This window comes from Streptomyces sp. NPDC002870, assembly GCF_042888505.1.
In the GTDB taxonomy this organism is placed as follows: Bacteria; Actinomycetota; Actinomycetes; order Streptomycetales; family Streptomycetaceae; genus Streptomyces.
In genome coordinates, this window is the sequence record NZ_JBIAPW010000007.1 from 66358 (window position 1) to 85697 (window position 19340).

The window sequence follows — 19340 nt, forward strand, 5'->3', positions numbered from 1 at the left end:
GACGCATGACGAAGGCTGAGCTGCCGCCGCAGACCTCCCGCCTGTCCGAACCCGCGCCCCGTAAGGGGCTCCTGCGCAGGCTCGGTGAGTGGTGCGCCCGCCGCTGTGTGTTCGTCCTCGTCGGCTGGCTGGTCGCGCTCGTCGGCCTTCAGATCCTGCATCACACGTACGGCGGTGAGTATTCCGACGACTTCTCGCTGCCCGGCGTCCAGTCGACGGAGGGGCTGGACGTGCTCGAGAAGCACCAGCCCTCCGCCGGGGGTTACAGCAGCCAGATCGTTCTGCACGACACCTCGAACCCGCTCACCGCCTACGGCTCGCAGATGTCCACCACGATCGGCGATCTGCAGAAGCTGCCGCATGTGATCTCGGCGCAGAATCCGCTGCCTTCCGCCGGGGCCACTCCACCGCCGCAGCCGTCCGGTCAGAACGTCGGTCCGCTGTCCTCGGACGGTTCGACCGCGTACATCACCGTCCGCTTCGACAAGCAGCCCTCCACCCTCGAGGAGTCGTACCTCGACGGGGTGGACGAGGCGGTCCAGCCGCTGCGGGCCGCCGGAGTGGATGTGGAGTACGGCGGTCCGCTGGGTGAGCTGGCCCGGCCCCCCGCCGACGACCGGACCAGTGAGGTGATCGGCTTCGCCGTGGCGATCGTGGTCCTGCTCGTCGGCTTCGGCAGCGTGCTCGCCGCCGGTGTGCCGCTGCTGACGGCGCTGATCAGCGTGATCTGCGGGCTTGCCCTGCTCGGGCTGATCGCCGCCGCGTTCACCTTCGCCACGGTCTCACCCACGCTGGCCACCATGATCGGCCTCGGCGTGGGCATCGACTACGCGCTGTTCCTGATCACCCGGCACCGGCAGAACCTCATGGACGGCGCGGACCCGGTGAACGCGGCCGGCCAGGCGGTGGCCACCAGCGGCCGGGCGGTGCTCGTCTCCGGATGCACGGTCATCATCGCCCTGGCCGGACTCTCCGTCTCCGGGGTCAGCTTCATCTCCAAACTCGGCGTGGCCGCCGCCGTCACCGTCGTCACGGCCGTCATCGGTGCGCTCACGCTCGTGCCCGCCCTGCTCGGGCTGATCGGCCGGCGGATCGACAAGTACCGGGTGCGCAAGCCGGTCGCGGAGGCGGACGCCCAGCCGGGTGAGGAGGCGCACGGAACCTGGCACCGGTACGCGCGGCGCGTCCAGCGCCGGCCGTGGCAGTTCCTGGCCGGCGGAGTGGCCGTCATCGCGGTGCTCGCCATCCCGTTGTTCTCCATCCAGCTCGGCCATATCGGGGACGGAGCGGATCCGAAGTCCTTCACGGACCGGCGGGCGTTCGACCTGATGTCGGCCGCCTTCGGGCCGGGTTCCAACGGGCCGTTGACCGTCGTCATCGACCAGACCTCGGTGGCGCCGGCCGACCGGGCGGCCCTCTCCGCAAAGGCCCAGCAGGCGCTGACCAATGTGCCGGGGGCCGCCACGATCACGCCGCTGAAGCCGACTCAGGACGGGGACGTACTGGTCGCGACCGCCTACTCGCAGCAGGCGCCGCAGGACGAGGACACCACAAAGCTGGTCAACCGGCTGGTGGACGACATCCTGCCGGACGCCGTCTCCGGCACCTCCGCGCACGGCTATGTGACCGGCACGACCGCCGCCCAGGTCGACTTCCTGGACATCCTCTCCAGCCGGCTGCCCCTGATCATCGCCGTGGTGGTCGCTCTCGCCTTCGTCATCATCCTGATCGTCTTCCGCGGAGTGCTGGTCGCCGTGAAGGCGGCGGTGCTGAACGTCCTTTCCATCGCGGCCTCGTACGGAGTCGTGGTGGCCGTCTTCCAGTGGGGGTGGGGCGGCCCGGCGCTGGGGGTGTCGGGCAAGGTGCCCGTCGAGAGCTATGTGCCGATGATGATGTTCGCGATCGTCTTCGGGCTGAGCATGGACTACGAGATCTTCCTGCTCTCCCGCGTCCATGAGGCGTGGCTGCGCACCGGCGACCCGAAGGCGAGCGTCGCGCACGCGCTGGAGATCACCGCGCTGGTGATCACCTGTGCCGCGCTGATCATGGTCAGCGTTTTCGCCGCCTTCATCATCAGCGACAGCATCGTGGTGAAGATGCTGGGGCTCGGCCTCGCCGTGAGCGTGCTGATCGACGCGACCGTGGTGCGGCTGCTGCTGGTGCCGGCGGTGATGACGCTGCTCGGGCGGGCCGCCTGGTGGACGCCGCGGTGGCTGGACCGGATCCTGCCGCATGTGGACACCGAGGGCGTGCACGAGGCGGCGGCCGCGCCCCGGGCCGGCGGGGGCTGAGCTGCCCCCGCCGGACCGAGTGGCTCAAGTGGCTCAGGAGATCTGGGCCTTGTCGTAGACGGCCTTGGCCTCATTGCCGAAGTACGGCCCGAACATCCGGTTCGGCAGGAAGACGTAGCCGAAGCTGTTCACCGAGGCTTGCAGGCCGGTGCCGGTGGCCTCGCTGAACGAGGTGAACCAGGGGCCGCCGCTGGAGCCGCCCGTCATGTTGCAGCCCAGGCTGTGGTCCTTCGAGAACAGGAAGTCCCTCGAGGAGTTCCCGCTGCAGTAGATGAGCTTCGTGCCGTCGTACGGAGAGGCCGCGGGGAAGCCGAAGGCGTACATCGCCTTGTTGTAGCCGCCGTTGAAGCTCAGGCCCTGCGCGCCGACCGTCTCGGCGAGCTTCTTGCCGCCCAGCGGGGCGACGACGGCCGCGCCGACGTCGTAGTTGATGTCCTCGCTCGCCGCCCACTGGTCGGTGGCGAAGGTCTTGGTGGCGGACCACTGGCCGTACGGCGCCTGGCCGTTGTCGTACGCGGGCACGAAGACCCAGTTGGTGTGCCAGCTGCCCTGGTACTTCACGCAGTGGCCCGCGGTGATCACGGTGCTGCCGTTCTGGCTGGTGACGGAATTGCCGGAGCAGGAGGCCGTACGCCCCTGGAAGCTGAAGAACACCCGACCGGACGTCTTGACCACGGCGCCGCCACCCGTCCACGGGCCGCCGGCCTGCGGGAAGGCCATGGGCGAGACGGCGGTGGGCGGGAGCGCGGTGGGGGATATGACGGTTTCCTTGCCGCCGCGCTCGGCGGTCCCCAGCGCCTTGAGCCCGTCGCGGGTCAGCGGCAGCAGATCGAGCGGGGTGGCGCTGCGCATCCGCTCAGCGGTCCAGAAGCCCTGCGTCTGCTGCTGCTTGAACACGGTGGGGGCGGGGGAGGGAGCGGGGGCCGCGCCGGCGGAGGTGGCCGAGAGTGCGCCGGCGAGCAGGGTGGCGACGGTCAACAGGATCCCGGCGGGGGTGCGATGGCGTCTCACGCATGTCTCCTTCTGCCGTGCCCGCGCGTGCTGCCGCGCGGGCAGGGTGGGGGATGAGGCGGTGCGGATCGGCGTGCGTGAGGCAGAGTGCCACGGGAAGCGCGTTTATGTCAGGGGCGCGACAAGAGCTTGGCGAAGCAGCGGCTGCTCTCGTACTCCCGGTAGTGGCCGAATTTCGTGCACGGCAGATAGCCGGCCGAGGTGTAGAGCCCGATCGCCTCGGGCTGCATGATGCCGGTCTCCAGCACCATCCGGGTACGGCCGGCGGTGCGGGCGTCGTCCTCCAGGGCGGCCAGGATGCGACGGGCGAGACCGAGGCCGCGCGCCTCTGGGACCACGTACATGCGCTTGAGCTCGGCGTCTCCGTCGGAGTAGCCCTCGGGGTTCGCGTCCTGCGAGCGCCAGCCGCCGGTCGCGACGGGCCGGCCCTGAGCGTCGTACGCGAGGAGGTAGAGGCCACCGGGCGGCAGGAACATCGAGGGGTCGAGCGGTGTGACGTCGCCCTCGTCCTGATACCGCTCGGCGTATTCGAGCTGGACCTGGTCGTTGAGTTTGACGGCGTCGGGGTGGTCGAACGGCGTCGCGCGGAAATCCATGGGCAGATCGTACGGGTATGCGAATGCGGACCGCCGGTGCGGTGCTCGGTAGGGTGCCGGGATGCTCACCGTGACAACAGTGAATGTGAATGGACTCCGCGCCGCGGCCAAGAAGGGCTTCGTGGACTGGCTGGCCGGCACCGCCGCCGACGCGATCTGCCTCCAGGAGGTCCGGGCCGAGGCCCGCCAACTCCCGGACGAGGTGTGCGAGCCGGACGGCTGGCACACGGTGCACGCCCCGGCCGTGGCGAAGGGGCGCGCGGGTGTCTCCCTCTACACGCGGCGGGAGCCGGACGCGGTGCGGATCGGCTTCGGGTCGGCCGAGTTCGACGGAAGCGGGCGGTACGTCGAGGCGGACCTGCCGGGTGTCACGGTGGCGAGCCTGTATCTGCCGTCGGGCGAGGTGGGGACGGACCGCCAGGACGAGAAGATCCGGTTCATGGGCGAGTTCCTGCCCTATCTGCGCGAACTGAAGGCCCGCGCGGCGGCGGACGGGCGCGAGGTGGTGGTGTGCGGGGACTGGAACATCGCGCACCGGGAGGCGGACCTCAAGAACTGGAAGGGCAACAAGAAGAACTCCGGCTTCCTGCCCGAGGAGCGGGAGTGGCTGTCCCGGGTCTTCGACGAGGCGGAGTACGTGGACGTGGTGCGGGCGCTGCACCCGGACCAGGAGGGGCCGTACTCGTGGTGGTCGTACCGCGGTCGGGCTTTCGACAACGACACGGGCTGGCGGATCGACTACCAGGTGGCGACGGCGGGCCTGGCGGGGCGCGCGGTGAAGGCGTGGGTGGAGCGGGCGGCGACGCACGGGGAGCGGTGGAGCGACCACGCGCCGGTGACGGCGGTCTACGACCTGTAGCGGACGGCAGGAAGCCCCGCCCGACTGGCCTTGCAAGCCGTGACGCCGCAGCCTAGGACGGGAGTTCGCCCGGGGTCGGGGTCGGGGTCGGGGCTGCTCCCGAGGCCCCGGACGGCGAGGTGTCGCGCAGGCGCCGGTCCAGCGCCATCGAAAGTTCCGCGTCCACCACGCTCTTCGCCAGCGGCCGCAGCCTGTCCATCTCGTCCCGAGGGGTGTGGGCGCGCAGGATCCCGACGAAGAGTTCCGCCAGCGCGTCCGCGTGGGCGCGGACGCGCCGGCCCGCGTCCAGGACCGTCGCCAGTGGGACGCCCGCGCGGACCAGAGCGGACGAGACGTCCAGCAGGCGGCGGCTGATGTGGACGATCTCGTCGCCGTCCGTGGCCAGGTAGCCGAGTTCCAGCGCGGCCGCCAGGTTCTCCGCGGTGACCTCGCCCTCGAAGTAGTCGGCGAGTTCCTGGGGGGTGAGGCGGACCGGCTCCTCCTCGGTGGGGGCGCCGAGACCGAGGACGTCACCGACGTCGCGGCCGCTCTCGAAAGCGGTGGCGAGATCGGCGATGCCGTTGAGGGTGTGGCCGCGTTCCAGCAGGGCGGCGATCGTACGGAGCCGGGCCAGGTGGTGCTCGTCGTACCAGGCGATACGGCCCTCGCGGCGCGGCGGCGGGATGAGCCCGCGCTCGCGGTAGAAGCGCAGAGTGCGCACCGTGATGCCGGCTTCCTTGGCCAGCTCCTCCATGCGGTACTCGCGTTCGTCTGCCACAGGGGAAGCCTATGTTGTACCGCCGGTAACTTGTCGTGTCCCGCCCCTACCGCTCGGTATGACTCTGCTCTACTCTCCCCATCATGCCAGTGATTGCTGGCGGGGTTTGGCAGGGTTATGGCGTTCCAGTCATGACGTTCCAGCGGGAGGCGGCGGCATGGGCCAGCAGCACGAGCACGTACGGGTGGCGGTGATCGGATCCGGATTCGGCGGCCTGGGGGCCGCGGTCCGGCTGCGCCGCGAGGGCATCACCGACTTCGTCGTCCTGGAACGGGCGGACTCGGTCGGCGGGACCTGGCGGGACAACAGCTATCCGGGGTGCGCATGCGACGTGCCCTCGCACCTCTACTCGTTCTCCTTCGCGCCCAACCCCGACTGGCCGCGCACCTTCTCCGGGCAGGAACACATCCGCGCCTATCTGGAGCACGTCGCGGACACCTTCCGGCTCCGCTCCCACATCCGCCTCGACCATGAAGTGCTGATGATGCGCTGGGACAACGACGAGCTGCGCTGGGAGATCGAGACCTCGCAGGGCACGCTCACCGCCGATGTCGTCGTATCGGCGACCGGCCCGCTGTCCGACCCGAAGATGCCGGAGATCGACGGGCTTGCCGGCTTCCCGGGGAAGGTCTTCCACTCTTCCCGCTGGGACCACGACTACGACCTGCGCGGCAAGCGCGTCGCGATGATCGGGACCGGTGCTTCGGCGATCCAGATCGTGCCGTCGATCCAGCCGGAGGTGGAAAAGCTGACGCTCTTCCAGCGGACCCCACCGTGGGTGATGCCGCGGATGGACCGCGCGATCAGCGGGTCAGAGCGCTGGCTGCACCGGCAGCTGCCGTTCACCGGGGCTGCTCGTCGCGGACTGCTGTGGGGGATAAGGGAGTTGCAGGTCAGCGCGTTCACCAAGCGGCCGAAGCAGCTGGGGTTCATCGAGTCGCTCGCCAGGGCCAATATGGCCAAGGCCATCAAGGACCCGGCCCTGCGGGCCAAGCTGACGCCCTCGTACCGCATCGGCTGCAAGCGGATCCTGCTGTCGAGCGAGTACTACCCGGCGCTCGCCGAGCCCAATGTGGATGTGGTGGCTTCGGGGCTGGTGGAGGTGCGCGGGTCGACGGTCGTCGCCGCCGACGGTACGGAAGCCGAGGCCGACGCGATCATCTTCGGCACCGGCTTCCACGTGACCGACCTGCCGATCGCCGACCGGGTGGTCGGAGCCGACGGGATCACGCTCGCGGAGGCATGGAAGGACGGGATGGAGTCGCTGCGGGGCGCCACCGCGGCAGGCTTCCCCAACTGGATGACGATCATCGGCCCCAATACGGGCCTCGGGAACTCCTCGATGATCCTCATGATCGAGTCGCAGCTGAACTACATGGCCGACTACATGCGGCAGTTGAATGTGCTGGGCGGCCGCGCCGCGCTCGACGCCAGGCCGTCAGCCGTGGGGGCCTGGAACCGGCGGGTCCAGGAGCGGATGAAGCGGACGGTGTGGAACACCGGCGGCTGTACCAGCTGGTACCTGGACGCCAATGGGCGCAACACGACCATCTGGCCGGGGACGACAAGGGAGTTCCGCAGCGCGACGCGAGGGGTGAACCTCGCGGAGTACGAGGTCGTACGGGCGCCGGCGAAGGACGCGTCGGCCAAGACCACTGCCAGGTCCGTTGCCGAGACCGCGGGTGCCGCTACCGAGACCGCGGAGGCCGTGCGATGAGCCGGCCGAGCCGGACTGTGACAGCTGTCTCCGCCGACGGGTCGCCGATCCATGTCGAGGTGTACGGCCCGGACGGCGCGCCCGCCGTCGTGCTCGCCCACGGCTGGACCTGTTCCACGCTCTTCTGGGCCGCGCAGATACGGGAGTTGGCCGGCGACCACCGGGTCGTCGTCTACGACCAGCGCGGCCACGGCCGTACCCCGTTCGCCGCGGTCAGTACGGACGTCCTCGCCGACGACCTGGAAGCGGTGCTCGGCGCCGTACTGGCTCCGGGCGAGAAGACCCTGCTCGTGGGCCACTCCATGGGCGGGATGACGCTGATGGCGGCGTCCGGGCGGGCGGCCTTCGCGGAGCACGCGGCCGCGGTGCTGCTGTGCAGTACGGGCAGTTCGCGGCTGGTCGAGGAGTCGCTGCTGCTGCCGATGCGCGCCGGGCGGCTGCGGACCCGGATCACTCGGATGATTCTCGGGGCGCGGGCCCCGCTCGGACCCGTGACGCCGTTCTCCAAGCGGATCCTCAAGTACGGGACGATGGGCCCTGGTTCGGCGCCGGACCGGGTCGCGGAGTGCGCCCGTATCGTGCACGCCTGCCCTCGGTCGTCCCGGGTGGCCTGGGCGCATGTGCTCGCGGAGCTCGATCTCGACGTGGGTGTACGGGAGTTGCGGGTGCCCACGGTCGTGCTGGCGGGCACGGCTGACCGGCTCACCCCGATGGCGCACGCGCGGCGGCTGGCCGCGGAGCTGCCCGACTGCCGTGAGCTGGTGGAGCTCGCCGGGATGGGGCACATGACGCCGGTGGAGGCCCCGGAGGCCGTCACCGCGAAGATCCGCGAGCTGGTGGCTACGTACGTGAACGTGAACGCGGACGCGGAAGCGAAGGCGGACGCAACGGCGGACGCAAAGGCGAAAGAAGGAAGGGCCGCATGAGCAGGACCAGCCTGGAAGGACAGGTCGCGGTCGTCACCGGCGCGGCGCGGGGCGTGGGCGAGCTGCTCGCCCGCAAGCTCTCGGCGCGCGGCGCGAAGGTGGCGCTGGTGGGCCTCGAGCCGGACGAGCTCAAGCAGGTCTCGGGCAGGCTGCACACCGAGAGCGACTGGTGGCATGCGGATGTGACCGACCACGAGGCGATGGAGCAGGTCGCGCAGGAGGTCAAGGAGCGCTTCGGCAAGGTCGACATCGTCGTCGCGAACGCGGGCGTGGCGTCGGGCGGTCCCTTTGCGGACTCGGATCCGGCCGCCTGGCGGCGGGTGATCGAGGTGAATCTGATCGGGAGCGCGGTCACCGGCCGGGCGTTCCTGCCGGTGCTGATGGAGAGCCGGGGGTACTTCCTGCAGATCGCGTCACTGGCCGCGATCACGCCGGCGCCGATGATGACGGCGTACTGCGCGTCCAAGTCGGGCGTCGAGGCCTTCGCCCACAGCCTGCGGGCTGAGGTCGGGCACAAGGGCGTGCGAGTGGGTGTCGGCTATCTGTCCTGGACGGATACCGACATGGTGCGCGGGGCCGACCAGGACGAGGTGATGCGGGAGCTGCGGCAGCGGCTGCCCTGGCCGGCGAACCGTACGTATCCGCTGGGCCCGGCGGTGGACCGGATCGTGGCCGGGATCGAGCGACGGTCCGCGCATGTGTACGCGCAGTGGTGGCTGCGCGGTATGCAGTCGGTGCGTGGCCATCTGCCGGGGCTCATCGGGACGGTCGGCCAGCGCGACATGCGGCGCTTCGAACCGCGGCTGCGGGGGGTCGGAAAGGGGCTCGTGGGGGCGGGCGGAGCGGCCGACGAGGCGGCGCGGGCGGCGAGTACGCAGCGCCAGTGATCGAAATGCGAGGCATGTCCCGGCGTGCCAGGCTGGTGTCGAGGCGCAGGGGGCGTACTGGCCCTCGCCCTCCTCACACCCTTCTAGGAGTGAACGTTCATGGGCACCGCAGACCAGTTCAAGGACAAGGCCGACGCGCTCGAGGAGCGTGCGCAGAAGGCCGAGGGGGGCGCGAGGAAGAAGGCGTCGGAGCGGTCTGGTAAGCCGAGGGAACCGAAGGAAGAGCCTCGGGAGCGGTCCACCGAGGAGGCCATGCAGGACGCCGAGGACAAGTTCAGGCAGAACTACGACATCTGAGACATCTGAAGCGACGCAGCGCAGTCAGCGCAGGCAACGAGTCCAGCGCAGGCAACCAAGTCAGCGAAGGCAACGAAGGGGCGCGCCCGTGAATACGGGCTGCGCCCCTCGTGTGTGCCGGGTGCGGCGTCCCGCCCTCCCTCACGCCCGCCGCGGCGGCAGCTTCGGGCGGCGGAGGTCCGGGGCCTGGGAGTAGTCCGGCGGCTCCGCAGCCGGGTGGGTCTTCAGGAGGTCCAGGGCCAGCTGGATCGCGTCGTCCAGCTGGACGTGGCGGCCCTCCGCCCAGTCCAGCGGCGTACGCAGCGCGTCCACGTCCGGGTCCACGCCGTGGTTCTCGACGGACCAGCCGTACTCGTCGAACCATGCCGCGTTCATCGGGACCGTGATCACCGTGCCGTCGCCCAGGCGGTGTCGGCCCGTCATGCCCACCACGCCGCCCCAGGTGCGGCTGCCCACCACCGGGCCCAGGCCCAGCAGTTTGAAGGCCGCGGTGATCATGTCGCCGTCCGACGACGTCGCCTCGTCGGCGAGGGCGACAATCGGGCCACGTGGCGCGTTCGACGCGTACGAGACGGGCTGGGCGTTCCGCGTCAGGTCCCAGCCGAGGATCTTCCGTGTCAGCTTCTCCACCACCAGTTCGCTGATGTGGCCGCCCGCATTGCCGCGTACGTCCACGATCAGCGCAGGCCGGGACACTTCGAGCCGCAGATCGCGGTTGAACTGCGCCCAGCCCGACCCGCCCATGTCCGGGATGTGCAGATACCCGCACTTGTCGCCGCTCAACTCCCGTACCACCTCGCGGCGTTTGGCCACCCAGTCCTGGTAACGCAGTGGTCGCTCGTCCACCAGCGGGACGATCGCCACCCGCCGGGCGTGCCCCTCGCCCTCCGCCGGCTGGAAGGTCAGCTCGACCGTCGAGCCCCCCGCCGCCGAGAGCATCGGGTAGGGGCCCGTCACCGGGTCCACCGGACGGCCGTCGACATGCGTCAGGATCGCGCCCTCGCGGATGCCCGTGCCGGCCAGCGGCGAACGCGCCTTGGAGTCGGACGACTCGCCCGGCAGGATCCGGCTGACCACCCAATTCCCGTCCCGGCAGACCAGGTTCGCGCCCAGCAGGCCCATCGGCCGCTGGTAGTGCGGCGGTCCTTCGTTGCGCCGCGCGGGCGTGACGAACGCATGGGACGTGCCCAGCTCGCCCAGCACTTCGCGCAGCAGATCCGCGAACTCGTCCGGCGAAGCGACCCGTTCGACCAGCGGACGGTACTGGTCGAGCACCGCGTCCCAGTCGATGCCGCACATTCCCGGCTCCCAGAAGTACTCCCGGATGATGCGGCCCGCCTCGCCGTACGCCTGGCGCCATTCGGACGGCGGGTCCACCTCGTGCAGGATCCGGCGCAGGTCCAGATAGACCGTCGAGTCGCTGTCCCCGGACTCGGTGGCCGGGACCGCGCGCAGTTCCCCGTCGTCCACGACCACCAGCCGACTGCCGTCGCCGCTGACCGCGAACCAGTCGAGATGGCCGACCAGTTCGGTCTTGCGGGCCTTGGTGATGTCGAAGTGCTCCAGCGTGGGGCGGCCCGAGGTGTCCGCCGGGTTGGCGAACGTCTCACCGAGCGCCCCGGAGATCGGCCAGCGCAGCCAGACGAGCCCGCCGCCGCTGACCGGATGGAGCGCCGAGTACTTGGAGGCGGTGACGGGGAAGGGGGTGACCCGGTCCGCCAGCCCCTCCACCTCGACCATGACGGTGCCGTCGCCCTCCTCGGACTCGTCCAGCGGGTCGAGCCCGCCCGCCGCGGGCCGTCCGTCCGGCAGTACCGCGAAGGGCGAAGGTGTCGCGGACGACAGCGGTACGAGATAGGGGCGGCAGCCCAGCGGGAAGGACAGGTCCCCGGTGTGCACGTCGTACACCGGGTCGAAGCCCCGCCAGGACAGGAAGGCGAGGTAGCGGCCGTCGCGCGTGAAGACCGGATTCTCGTCCTCGAAGCGGCCGTTGGTGACATCGACGATCGTACGGTCCTGGATGCGGGCCATCTTGATCTGCCGCAGTGAGCGGCCGATGCCCGGCTGCGACCAGGTCACCCAGGCGCCGTCCGGTGAGAAGGCCAGGTCGCGGACAGGCCCGTTGATGGAGTGGATCAGCTCCGTCACCTCCCCGCTCCCCGAACCTTCGGCCCCGGAGGTGACCTCGGATTCCGCCGGCACGTCGATCAGCAGCAGCCTGCCGTCGTTCGAGGCGATCGCGAGCCGCTCCCCGTCCGGGTCCGACACCATTTCGTGGACGCGTCCCAGCTCCCCAGAGGCCAGCCGGCGCGGCTCCCGTTCGCCGCTCGCCCGCGGCAGATACGCGATCTCGACGGCGTCCTCGCCGTCCGCGCTCGTGACATAGGCGACCTGGCCGCCGCTGCCGAGCATCTCCGGCAGCCGGACCCGCACGCCCGGGGTGTCCACGATGGTGCGCGCCGGGCCGTCGCGGTGTGTGAGCCAGTACAGGCTGCCGCGTACGTTGACGGCGCTGGCCCGCCCGGTCGTGTCGACGGAGATCGCGTCCACGTTGCTGGAGGCGGGCACGTGGTAGGCGCGGCGTCCGGCGCGCGGGCCCCCGAGCCGTACCTCCAGCTTGCGCGGCGCCGCGTCCGGCGCCGTCAGATCGTCGACGGTCCACACCTCGCCCGCGCACTGGTACACAACCCTGCGACCGTCGCTCGAGGCGTGCCGGGCATAGAAGGCGTCATGGTCGGTGTGGCGCCGCAGGTCGGTTCCGTCGGGCCGGCAGGAGTAGAGATTGCCGACTCCCTCGTGGTCGGAGAGGAACGCGATCCGGCCAGAGACGAACATCGGGCAGTCCAGATGGCCGTTCAGATCTGCGAGCAGCCGCTCCCCGTGCAGCCAGAGCCGGCCCGTCGCTCCGCCCCGGTACCGCTTCCACGCGGCCGGTTCGTGCGGCGGCTTGCCCGTGAGGAGCAGCGAGCGGTGCTCTCCGTCGACGTCCGCGACCTGGATGTCGGACGTCGGGCCCCAGGGGAGCCGTCTGCCGGGGGAGCCGTCGGTGGCCACCTTGTAGGCCCACGAGAAGTACGAGAAGGGCTGGCCGTGCGAGGAGACGGCCAGGATGTTGCCGTCCGGGTCCCAGCCGCAGACCCGGGTGTCGGTGGAGCCCCAGTAGGTCAGCCGCCTGGCCGGCCCGCCCTCGACCGGCGCCAGATGTATCTCCGGGTCGAGGCTGCGCCAGTTCGTGTACGCGATGTGCGCGCCGTCGGGGGAGAAGCGCGGATGGCTGATTCTGGTCCGGTCGACGGTGACCCGCCAGGCGCGGCCAGGCCTGTGCCCCGCGGGCACCAGGGGCGCGATCCAGAGATCGTCCTCGGCGGCGAAGCACAGCAAGTCGTCGTGCACGTGCGGGAAACGTAGATACGCGACGTCGTCACTCACCCCCCAATGCTTTCCGTGTCAGAGGGGCGCGGCAACTTGTGACGCAGAACACGACCGAAACGATTTCGTTTCGCCGAGGTCCGGGGTTATCTTCGTGCTGTACGAAACCGTTTCGTTCAGGTTGGAGGTCGACCATGGCAAGCAGCAGGATCACGCCCGAGCGCGAGGCGGAACTGTACGAAGCCGTGCTCGACCTGCTCCGCGAGGCCGGCTACGAGGGCCTCACCATGGACGCCATCGCGGCCCGCACCCGGTCGAGCAAGGCCACCCTCTACCGCCAGTGGCGGAGCAAGCCGGAGCTGGTCGCCCGCGCGCTGCGTCACAACAAGCCGGTGAGCATCGCGGAGATCGACACCGGCACCCTGCGCGGCGACTTCCTCGCGATGGTCGACCGCATGGACGACTGCCAGATGGAGAAGGATTCCGCGCTGATGCGGGGTCTGGCCCATGCCATCCACGCCAACCCCGACCTCCACAAGGCGCTGCGGGACCTGCTGATAGACCCGGAGATGACCGGGCTCGACGCACTGCTGCAGCGAGCCGTGGACCGGGGGGAAATCCCCGCGGACACACCCGCGCTGAGCTACGTCCCGCACATGCTGGTGGGCGCTTTCATCGCCCGTCCTCTGATCGAGGACCGGTCCGTCGACCGGGCCTTCATCGCCGCCTACATGAATGCCGTGGTCCTCCCCGCCCTCGGCATCTGATCCCCCCCCGCAGGTCCCCGCACCACCCCTCCCCTGCACGACCAGCTCCACCTGACGCGCGCCGCTCTCGTCGTCGGGCCGGCTCCCCATGCCCTGTTCACCTCAAAAACGGGAGTACGCCCTCGTGGCCACGTTCCTCTACAAACTCGGGCGGTCCGCCTTCCGGCGCCGCCGCCTCGTCGCCCTGCTGTGGGTTGCGCTGCTGGCGCTCGCCGGCGTCGGCGCGGCCAACGCGTCCACCGCCACCTCGTCGTCCTTCTCGGTCCCGGGCACGGAGGCGCAGAAGGCCTTCGACCTGCTGGAAGAGCGCTTCCCAGGGGGCAGCGCCGACGGCGCGACCGCCCGGGTCGTCTTCAAGGCGCAGGGCGGCGGCAAGATGACCGACGCGGCCAACAAGGCCGAAGTGAACAAGGTCGTCGGCGCGCTGAAGGCCGGCTCCGACCAGATCGCCTCCGTCACCGACCCCTACGCCGGCAAGGCCGTCTCCAAGGACGGCGACACCGCGTACGTATCGGTCTCGTACAAGGTCAGCTCGATGGAGCTGACCGACGAGACCCGTGAGGCACTGGAGGAGACCGGCACCGAGGCCCGCGAATCCGGGCTGACCGTGGAGATCGGCGGCGACGCGCTGCAGGCCGTCCCGGAGACCGGGGTCGGCGAGATCATCGGCGTCGGCATAGCCGCGGTCGTCCTGGTCATCACCTTCGGCTCGCTGGTCGCCGCCGGGCTTCCGCTGCTCACCGCGATCATCGGCGTGGGCATCGGAATCTCCACGATCACCGCGCTCGCGAACGTGCTCGACCTCGGCTCCACCACCTCCACACTGGCGACGATGATCGGCCTCGCGGTCGGCATCGACTATGCGCTCTTCATCGTCTCCCGCTACCGCGCCGAGCTGGCCGACGGCCATGAAGGCGAGGAGGCGGCCGGCCGGGCCGTCGGCACCGCGGGCTCCGCGGTCGTCTTCGCCGGCCTCACCGTGGTCATCGCGCTCGTCGGTCTCGCCGTCGTCAACATTCCGATGCTCACCAAGATGGGCTTCGCGGCGGCAGGCACGGTCGTGATCGCCGTCCTCATCGCCCTCACCCTGATTCCCGCGCTGCTCGGTTTCGCGGGCAAGCGGGTGCTCGGCCGCAAGGTCCGCAAGGGCAAGCCGGCCGGCGAGAAGCCGAACGTGGGCACCCGCTGGGCACGCTTCGTGCTGCGCCGCCCGGTCGCCGTACTGCTCGCCGGTGTGGTGGGCCTCGGCGCTGTCGCCGTACCGGTCGCCTCGCTGGAGATGGGTCTGCCCGACGACGGCGCGCAGCCGGTCAGCACCACTCAGCGCAAGGCGTACGACCTGCTGTCCGACGGCTTCGGCCCCGGCTTCAACGGCCCGCTGATGGTGGTCGTGGACGGCGACAAGGGCGCGGCCGACCGTACCGTCAAGGAGATCGAGGGCCTCGACGGAGTCGCGGCCGTCACCCCGCCGACCCTGAACAAGGCCGGCGACACCGCGATGGTGACGGTCGTACCCAAGGACCGGCCGTCCTCGGTCGGGACCGAGGACCTCGTCCACTCCATCCGGGACGGCAGCAGCGAGGATGTGCTGGTCACCGGCGCGACGGCGTTGAACATCGACTTCTCGCAGAAGATGAACGACGCGCTGCTGCCCTATCTCGCGCTCGTCGTCGGACTCGCCTTCCTGCTGCTGATGCTGGTCTTCCGCTCGGTGCTGGTGCCGCTCAAGGCGGCCCTCGGCTTCCTGCTCTCCGTCGTCGCGGCGCTCGGCGCGGTCGTCGCCGTCTTCCAATGGGGCTGGCTCGGCTCGCTGTTCGGTGTGGAGCAGACCGGCCCGATCATGTCGATGATGCCGATCTTCATGGTGGGCGTCGTCTTCGGGCTCGCGATGGACTACGAGGTCTTCCTGGTCACGCGGATGCGTGAGGCGTACGTCCATGGAGAGCGGCCCGGCGAGGCGATCGTCACCGGCTTCAAGCACGGGGCACGGGTGGTCACCGCCGCGGCAGTGATCATGATGGCGGTCTTCTCCGGCTTCATCGGCTCCAGCGAGCAGATGGTCAAGATGATCGGCTTCGGCCTCGCGATCGCGGTCTTCTTCGACGCGTTCGTGGTCCGGATGGCGATCGTGCCCGCGGTGCTGGCGCTGCTGGGCCACAAGGCGTGGTGGCTGCCGCGCTGGCTGGACCGCGCGCTGCCCAATGTGGACGTGGAGGGCGAGAAGCTGCGCAAGGAACTCGCCGGCGGTCCCGAGGGCGTCAGTCCCGAAGACCCGGACGAGGAGCGGCAGTTGGTACGCGCCTGACGCACAGGACCTCCGGGGGCGCGACAAGGGGCGCGGCGTAGCCGCTCCAGTGGAGCCGGTGCTTGCACCGGCGGAGCACACCCGGGAGCGCGGCGGCACCGTGGGGACGGGGACCGTCGCGGAACACAGTGGCCGTGCTCGTCACCTTTGGGTGGCGGGTGCGGCCACTGCGTATGTGTGCCGCAGAAAGCGGATCAGCGACTTGGAGTCGAACTGAACCACCGCTACGCCATCCGGGGTATGGAACTCCACAATCGCCTGGACCCGGCCGCACGGCCAGACCTCGACATCGCCCCGGCGGGCCGGCGCTCGCAACCCCGTCTCCAGCAGTTCCCGGGGGAAACTCCACTCGCGGCCGCTGGGGAAGGCGAAGCACACCGAATCCGGGCTGTCGCCAGGGTCGTAGCGCAGGGCGACGCTGACGGACCGGTGCTGCGGAGCGTCGGTGACGATCCGGGCCAATGCATGATCTTCGACGACTGTGGACATTGCCCGCTCCTCACACTCGCCTGCTTTGTCCTCTAATGTCCCATATTTCGACACGGAGGCTCGAACTCTCTTCGGTACGGATACGCTCTTGCGAACCGTTTGCAATAAGGCACTATCATTGAACAGTTATCCATCTGTCCGAAGCGGAGCCCGCCATGCATGTCCCTGACGGATTCATCAACGCCCCGGTGTCTGTGGCCGCCGGAGTCACAGCCGCCGCCGCCGTCGCCGTCAGCCTGCGCGGCGCCCGCCGTGAGCTGGGCGCATCCCCGGTCGCGCTCGCCGGCGCCGAGCGGACGGCGCCGCTGGCCGGGCTGGTCGCCGCGTTCATCTTCGCCGTGCAGATGCTGAACTTCCCGGTGGCGGCCGGTACCAGCGGACATCTGCTGGGCGGCGCGCTCGCCGCGATCCTCGTCGGTCCTTACACCGGCGTGCTCTGCATAGCCGTCGTCCTCCTGATGCAGGGCATCCTGTTCGCGGACGGCGGCCTCACCGCGCTCGGCGTGAACATCACCGTCATGGGCGTGGTCACGGTCGTTGTCGCGTACGCGCTCTTCCGCGGCCTGGTCAAGGTGCTGCCGCGGAGCCGCCGCTCGATCACCGTCGCGTCCTTCGTCGCCGCGCTCGCATCCGTACCGGCCGCGGCCGGCGCCTTCACCCTGATCTACGCCATCGGCGGGACGACGAACGTGCCCGTCGGCAAGGTCCTCACCGCGATGGTCGGCGTCCATGTCCTGATCGGCATCGGCGAGGCCGTGATCACCATGCTGACCGTCGGCGCCGTCATCGCAGTCCGGCCCGACCTGGTCTACGGCGCGCGCGGTCTCTCCACCCCGCTCAAGCTGCGCGTCGGCGGCGAACTGGTCGACGCCGAGCCCGCCGACGCACCGGCACTAGCACCGGCATCAGCATCAGCACCCGGGCCCGCGCCCGCACTCGGGCCGGTCGCCGCCCGCTCGCCGAAGAAGGTGTGGGCCACCGGCCTGGTCACCGCCCTCGTCCTCGCGGGCTTCGTCTCCTTCTACGCCTCCGCCAGCCCCGACGGCCTGGAGAGGGTCGCCACCGACCAGGGGATCGACGAAAAGGTGGAGGAGCATGCGGCCGCCGGCTCGCCGCTCGCCGACTACGGCGTCAAGGACGTTTCCAACGCCCGGATCTCCGGCGGTCTCGCGGGCGTCATCGGCGTCGGCGCGACCGTCGTCGTGGGCAGCGGGGTCTTCTACGTGGTGCGCCGCCGCCGTACGGACGAGCCCGCATCCGCACCCGTACGCGAGACCGTCTGACATGGCGGCGGGCCACACCCACAAGCTCTACCGGCACGGGCACTCGCCCGTCCACGTCCTGCCTGCGCACTGCAAGCTCGTGGCCGTCTTCTGCTTCGTGCTCGTCGTCGTCTCCACACCGCGCGAAGCCGTGTGGGCGTTCGGCCTGTACGCGGCGCTGCTCGCCACGGTCGCGGCCGTCGCCCGCGTCCCCGCCGGATTCCTGCTGCGCCGTCTGCTGATCGAGATCCCGTTCGTGGCCTTCGCGCTGCTGATGCCGTTCGTGGTGCCGGGCGAGCAGGTCTCCGTACTGGGCATCTCGCTGAGCGTCCCCGGCCTGTGGGGCGCGTGGAACATCCTCGCCAAGGGAACGCTCGGCGTCGCCGCTTCCGTGATCCTCGCCTCGACGACCGAACTGCGTTCGCTGCTGCTCGGACTGCAGTGGCTCAAACTGCCGCCGATGCTGGTCCAGATCGCGTCCTTCATGATCCGTTACGGCGATGTCATCACCGACGAGATGCGCCGGATGTCGATCGCGCGCAGGTCGCGCGGCTTCGAGGCGCGTGGCGTGCGCCACTGGGGCGTCCTCGCCAAGTCCGCCGGCGCACTCTTCATCCGCTCCTACGAGCGCGGCGAGCGCGTCCATCTGGCGATGGTGAGCAGGGGGTACGCGGGGACCATGCCGGTCATCGACCAGGTGACCGCCTCCCGGGCCCAGTGGTCGTACGCCGTTGCCCTCCCGCTGTCCGCGCTCGCCGTCTGTCTGCTGGGATGGACCCTATGACTGCGTCTCTTGAAGTGCGGGGCCTCGCCTACGCCTACCCCGACGGCCATCAGGCCCTCTTCGGCGTCGATCTGACGGTCGGGCGCGGGGAGCGGGTCGCCCTGCTCGGGCCCAACGGAGCGGGCAAGACCACGCTCGTCCTGCACCTCAACGGCATCCTGGCGGGCGGTGTCGGCTCGGTGTCGGTCGCGGGCCTGCCGGTCGCCAAGGCGAATCTCGCCGAGATCCGCCGCCGGGTCGGCATCGTCTTCCAGGACCCGGACGACCAGCTGTTCATGCCGACGGTCCGGGAGGACGTGGCCTTCGGCCCGGCGTCGGCGGGCCTGCGCGGCGCGGAGCTGGAGGCACGGGTCGTATCGGCCCTGACCCAGGTGGGCATGGCGCAGTACGCGGACCGGCCGCCGCACCACCTCTCCTTCGGCCAGCGCCGCCGAGTCGCGGTCGCCACGGTTCTCGCGATGGAGCCGGAGATCCTCGTACTCGACGAGCCCTCGTCCAACCTTGACCCGGCGTCGCGGCGCGAACTGGCGGACATCCTGCGGTCGTTGGACGTCACGGTGCTGATGGTCACGCACGATTTGCCGTATGCGCTGGAGCTGTGCCCGCGGGCGGTGGTCCTCAGCGAGGGCGTGATCGTGGCGGACGGGGTTACGGGGGAGCTGCTGGCCGACGATGCCTTGATGCGGGCGCACCGCCTGGAGCTGCCGTTCGGCTTCAACCCCCGAGCGACGGTCTGACCGGGGCCCGGCCCCGGGCCCGGCGCCTCAATCTCCCCCAGACTTCGTCCGGGGGGACCCCCACGGGGCTTGAAAGTCCGGCCGGACCTTGAGTTTCCGCCGGACGGGCGGAACTTCTAGCCCGTCCGGCGTTTGAGGACACGGCCGAAGGCCGTACGGGGGTCTGGGGGCTTGCCCCCAGGTGCCCCCCCCCCCCCCCCCCCCCCCCCCCCCCCCCCCGGCCGCCGCCCGCCCCCCCCCCCCCCCCCCCCCCCCCCCCCCCCCCACCACCCCCCCGTACACCCTG

General features: G+C 70.4%; 16 protein-coding genes. 11 read left to right on the forward strand and 5 right to left on the reverse strand.

The window, feature by feature from the left end:
• Nucleotides 1-5 precede the first annotated feature (5 nt).
• Nucleotides 6-2291, forward strand: coding sequence for an MMPL family transporter (locus ACFYWY_RS11285; RefSeq protein ID WP_389183253.1), 2286 nt, complete (start codon nt 6-8; stop codon nt 2289-2291).
• Between the two features lie 33 nt (nt 2292-2324).
• Here the strand turns inward: ACFYWY_RS11285 and ACFYWY_RS11290 are convergent, their stop codons facing one another.
• Together ACFYWY_RS11290 and ACFYWY_RS11295 are read right to left on the reverse strand one after the other, a co-directional pair.
• On the reverse strand, nt 2325-3302 hold the full coding sequence (locus tag ACFYWY_RS11290) for a trypsin-like serine peptidase (RefSeq protein WP_389183256.1): 978 nt from the start codon (nt 3300-3302) through the stop codon (nt 2325-2327).
• Between the two features lie 110 nt (nt 3303-3412).
• The gene (locus tag ACFYWY_RS11295) at nt 3413-3898 is read right to left on the reverse strand and encodes a GNAT family N-acetyltransferase (protein ID WP_389183259.1); all 486 of its coding nucleotides are present in this window, start codon (nt 3896-3898) and stop codon (nt 3413-3415) included.
• A 61-nt stretch (nt 3899-3959) separates the two neighbouring features.
• Between ACFYWY_RS11295 and ACFYWY_RS11300 the strand changes: the two genes are divergently transcribed.
• Nucleotides 3960-4757, forward strand: a complete 798-nt coding sequence (locus ACFYWY_RS11300; RefSeq protein ID WP_389183262.1) for an exodeoxyribonuclease III — start codon at nt 3960-3962, stop codon at nt 4755-4757.
• 52 nt (nt 4758-4809) lie between these two features.
• Here ACFYWY_RS11300 and ACFYWY_RS11305 read toward each other — a convergent pair whose 3' ends face one another.
• Nucleotides 4810-5490, reverse strand: a complete 681-nt coding sequence (locus tag ACFYWY_RS11305; protein ID WP_389183771.1) for a MerR family transcriptional regulator — start codon at nt 5488-5490, stop codon at nt 4810-4812.
• A gap of 181 nt (nt 5491-5671) precedes the next feature.
• Here ACFYWY_RS11305 and ACFYWY_RS11310 point away from each other — a divergent pair, with 181 nt between their 5' ends.
• From ACFYWY_RS11310 to ACFYWY_RS11325, 4 genes are all read left to right on the forward strand, one after another.
• Nucleotides 5672-7231, forward strand: coding sequence for a flavin-containing monooxygenase (locus tag ACFYWY_RS11310; RefSeq protein ID WP_389183266.1), 1560 nt, complete (start codon nt 5672-5674; stop codon nt 7229-7231).
• On the forward strand, nt 7228-8157 hold the full coding sequence (locus tag ACFYWY_RS11315; protein ID WP_389183269.1) for an alpha/beta fold hydrolase: 930 nt from the start codon (nt 7228-7230) through the stop codon (nt 8155-8157). Before ACFYWY_RS11310 ends, ACFYWY_RS11315 begins: the two co-directional genes overlap by 4 nt.
• The gene (locus ACFYWY_RS11320; RefSeq protein WP_389183272.1) at nt 8154-9044 is read left to right on the forward strand and encodes an SDR family oxidoreductase; all 891 of its coding nucleotides are present in this window, start codon (nt 8154-8156) and stop codon (nt 9042-9044) included. Before ACFYWY_RS11315 ends, ACFYWY_RS11320 begins: the two co-directional genes overlap by 4 nt.
• 99 nt (nt 9045-9143) lie before the next feature.
• On the forward strand, nt 9144-9341 hold the full coding sequence (locus ACFYWY_RS11325) for a hypothetical protein (RefSeq protein ID WP_389183275.1): 198 nt from the start codon (nt 9144-9146) through the stop codon (nt 9339-9341).
• Between the two features lie 141 nt (nt 9342-9482).
• On the opposite strand, the gene ACFYWY_RS11330 is transcribed toward ACFYWY_RS11325, so the two are convergent.
• Complete coding sequence (locus ACFYWY_RS11330) at nt 9483-12770, reverse strand: S41 family peptidase (RefSeq protein WP_389183278.1); 3288 nt, start codon at nt 12768-12770, stop codon at nt 9483-9485.
• A 134-nt stretch (nt 12771-12904) separates the two neighbouring features.
• Here ACFYWY_RS11330 and ACFYWY_RS11335 point away from each other — a divergent pair, with 134 nt between their 5' ends.
• Nucleotides 12905-13477 (forward strand): TetR/AcrR family transcriptional regulator, encoded by a 573-nt coding sequence (locus ACFYWY_RS11335; protein WP_389183282.1) that lies wholly within the window; start codon nt 12905-12907, stop codon nt 13475-13477.
• A gap of 124 nt (nt 13478-13601) precedes the next feature.
• Nucleotides 13602-15782, forward strand: coding sequence for an MMPL family transporter (locus tag ACFYWY_RS11340; protein WP_389183285.1), 2181 nt, complete (start codon nt 13602-13604; stop codon nt 15780-15782).
• Between the two features lie 141 nt (nt 15783-15923).
• Here ACFYWY_RS11340 and ACFYWY_RS11345 read toward each other — a convergent pair whose 3' ends face one another.
• The gene (locus ACFYWY_RS11345; RefSeq protein WP_389183288.1) at nt 15924-16271 is read right to left on the reverse strand and encodes an SsgA family sporulation/cell division regulator; all 348 of its coding nucleotides are present in this window, start codon (nt 16269-16271) and stop codon (nt 15924-15926) included.
• Nucleotides 16272-16426: 155 nt separating this feature from the next.
• Here ACFYWY_RS11345 and ACFYWY_RS11350 point away from each other — a divergent pair, with 155 nt between their 5' ends.
• Genes ACFYWY_RS11350 through ACFYWY_RS11360 form a run of 3 tightly spaced genes read left to right on the forward strand, consistent with a single transcriptional unit; the run spans nt 16427 to nt 19054 of the window.
• Entirely contained in the window at nt 16427-17554 is a 1128-nt protein-coding gene (locus tag ACFYWY_RS11350) for an energy-coupling factor ABC transporter permease (protein WP_389183291.1), read from the forward strand.
• Nucleotide 17555: 1 nt separating this feature from the next.
• Nucleotides 17556-18317, forward strand: a complete 762-nt coding sequence (gene cbiQ / locus ACFYWY_RS11355; protein WP_389183294.1) for a cobalt ECF transporter T component CbiQ — start codon at nt 17556-17558, stop codon at nt 18315-18317.
• Nucleotides 18314-19054 (forward strand): energy-coupling factor ABC transporter ATP-binding protein, encoded by a 741-nt coding sequence (locus ACFYWY_RS11360; RefSeq protein ID WP_389183297.1) that lies wholly within the window; start codon nt 18314-18316, stop codon nt 19052-19054. The genes cbiQ and ACFYWY_RS11360 overlap by 4 nt, the downstream gene beginning before the upstream one ends.
• The last annotated feature ends 286 nt before the right edge of the window (nt 19055-19340 follow it).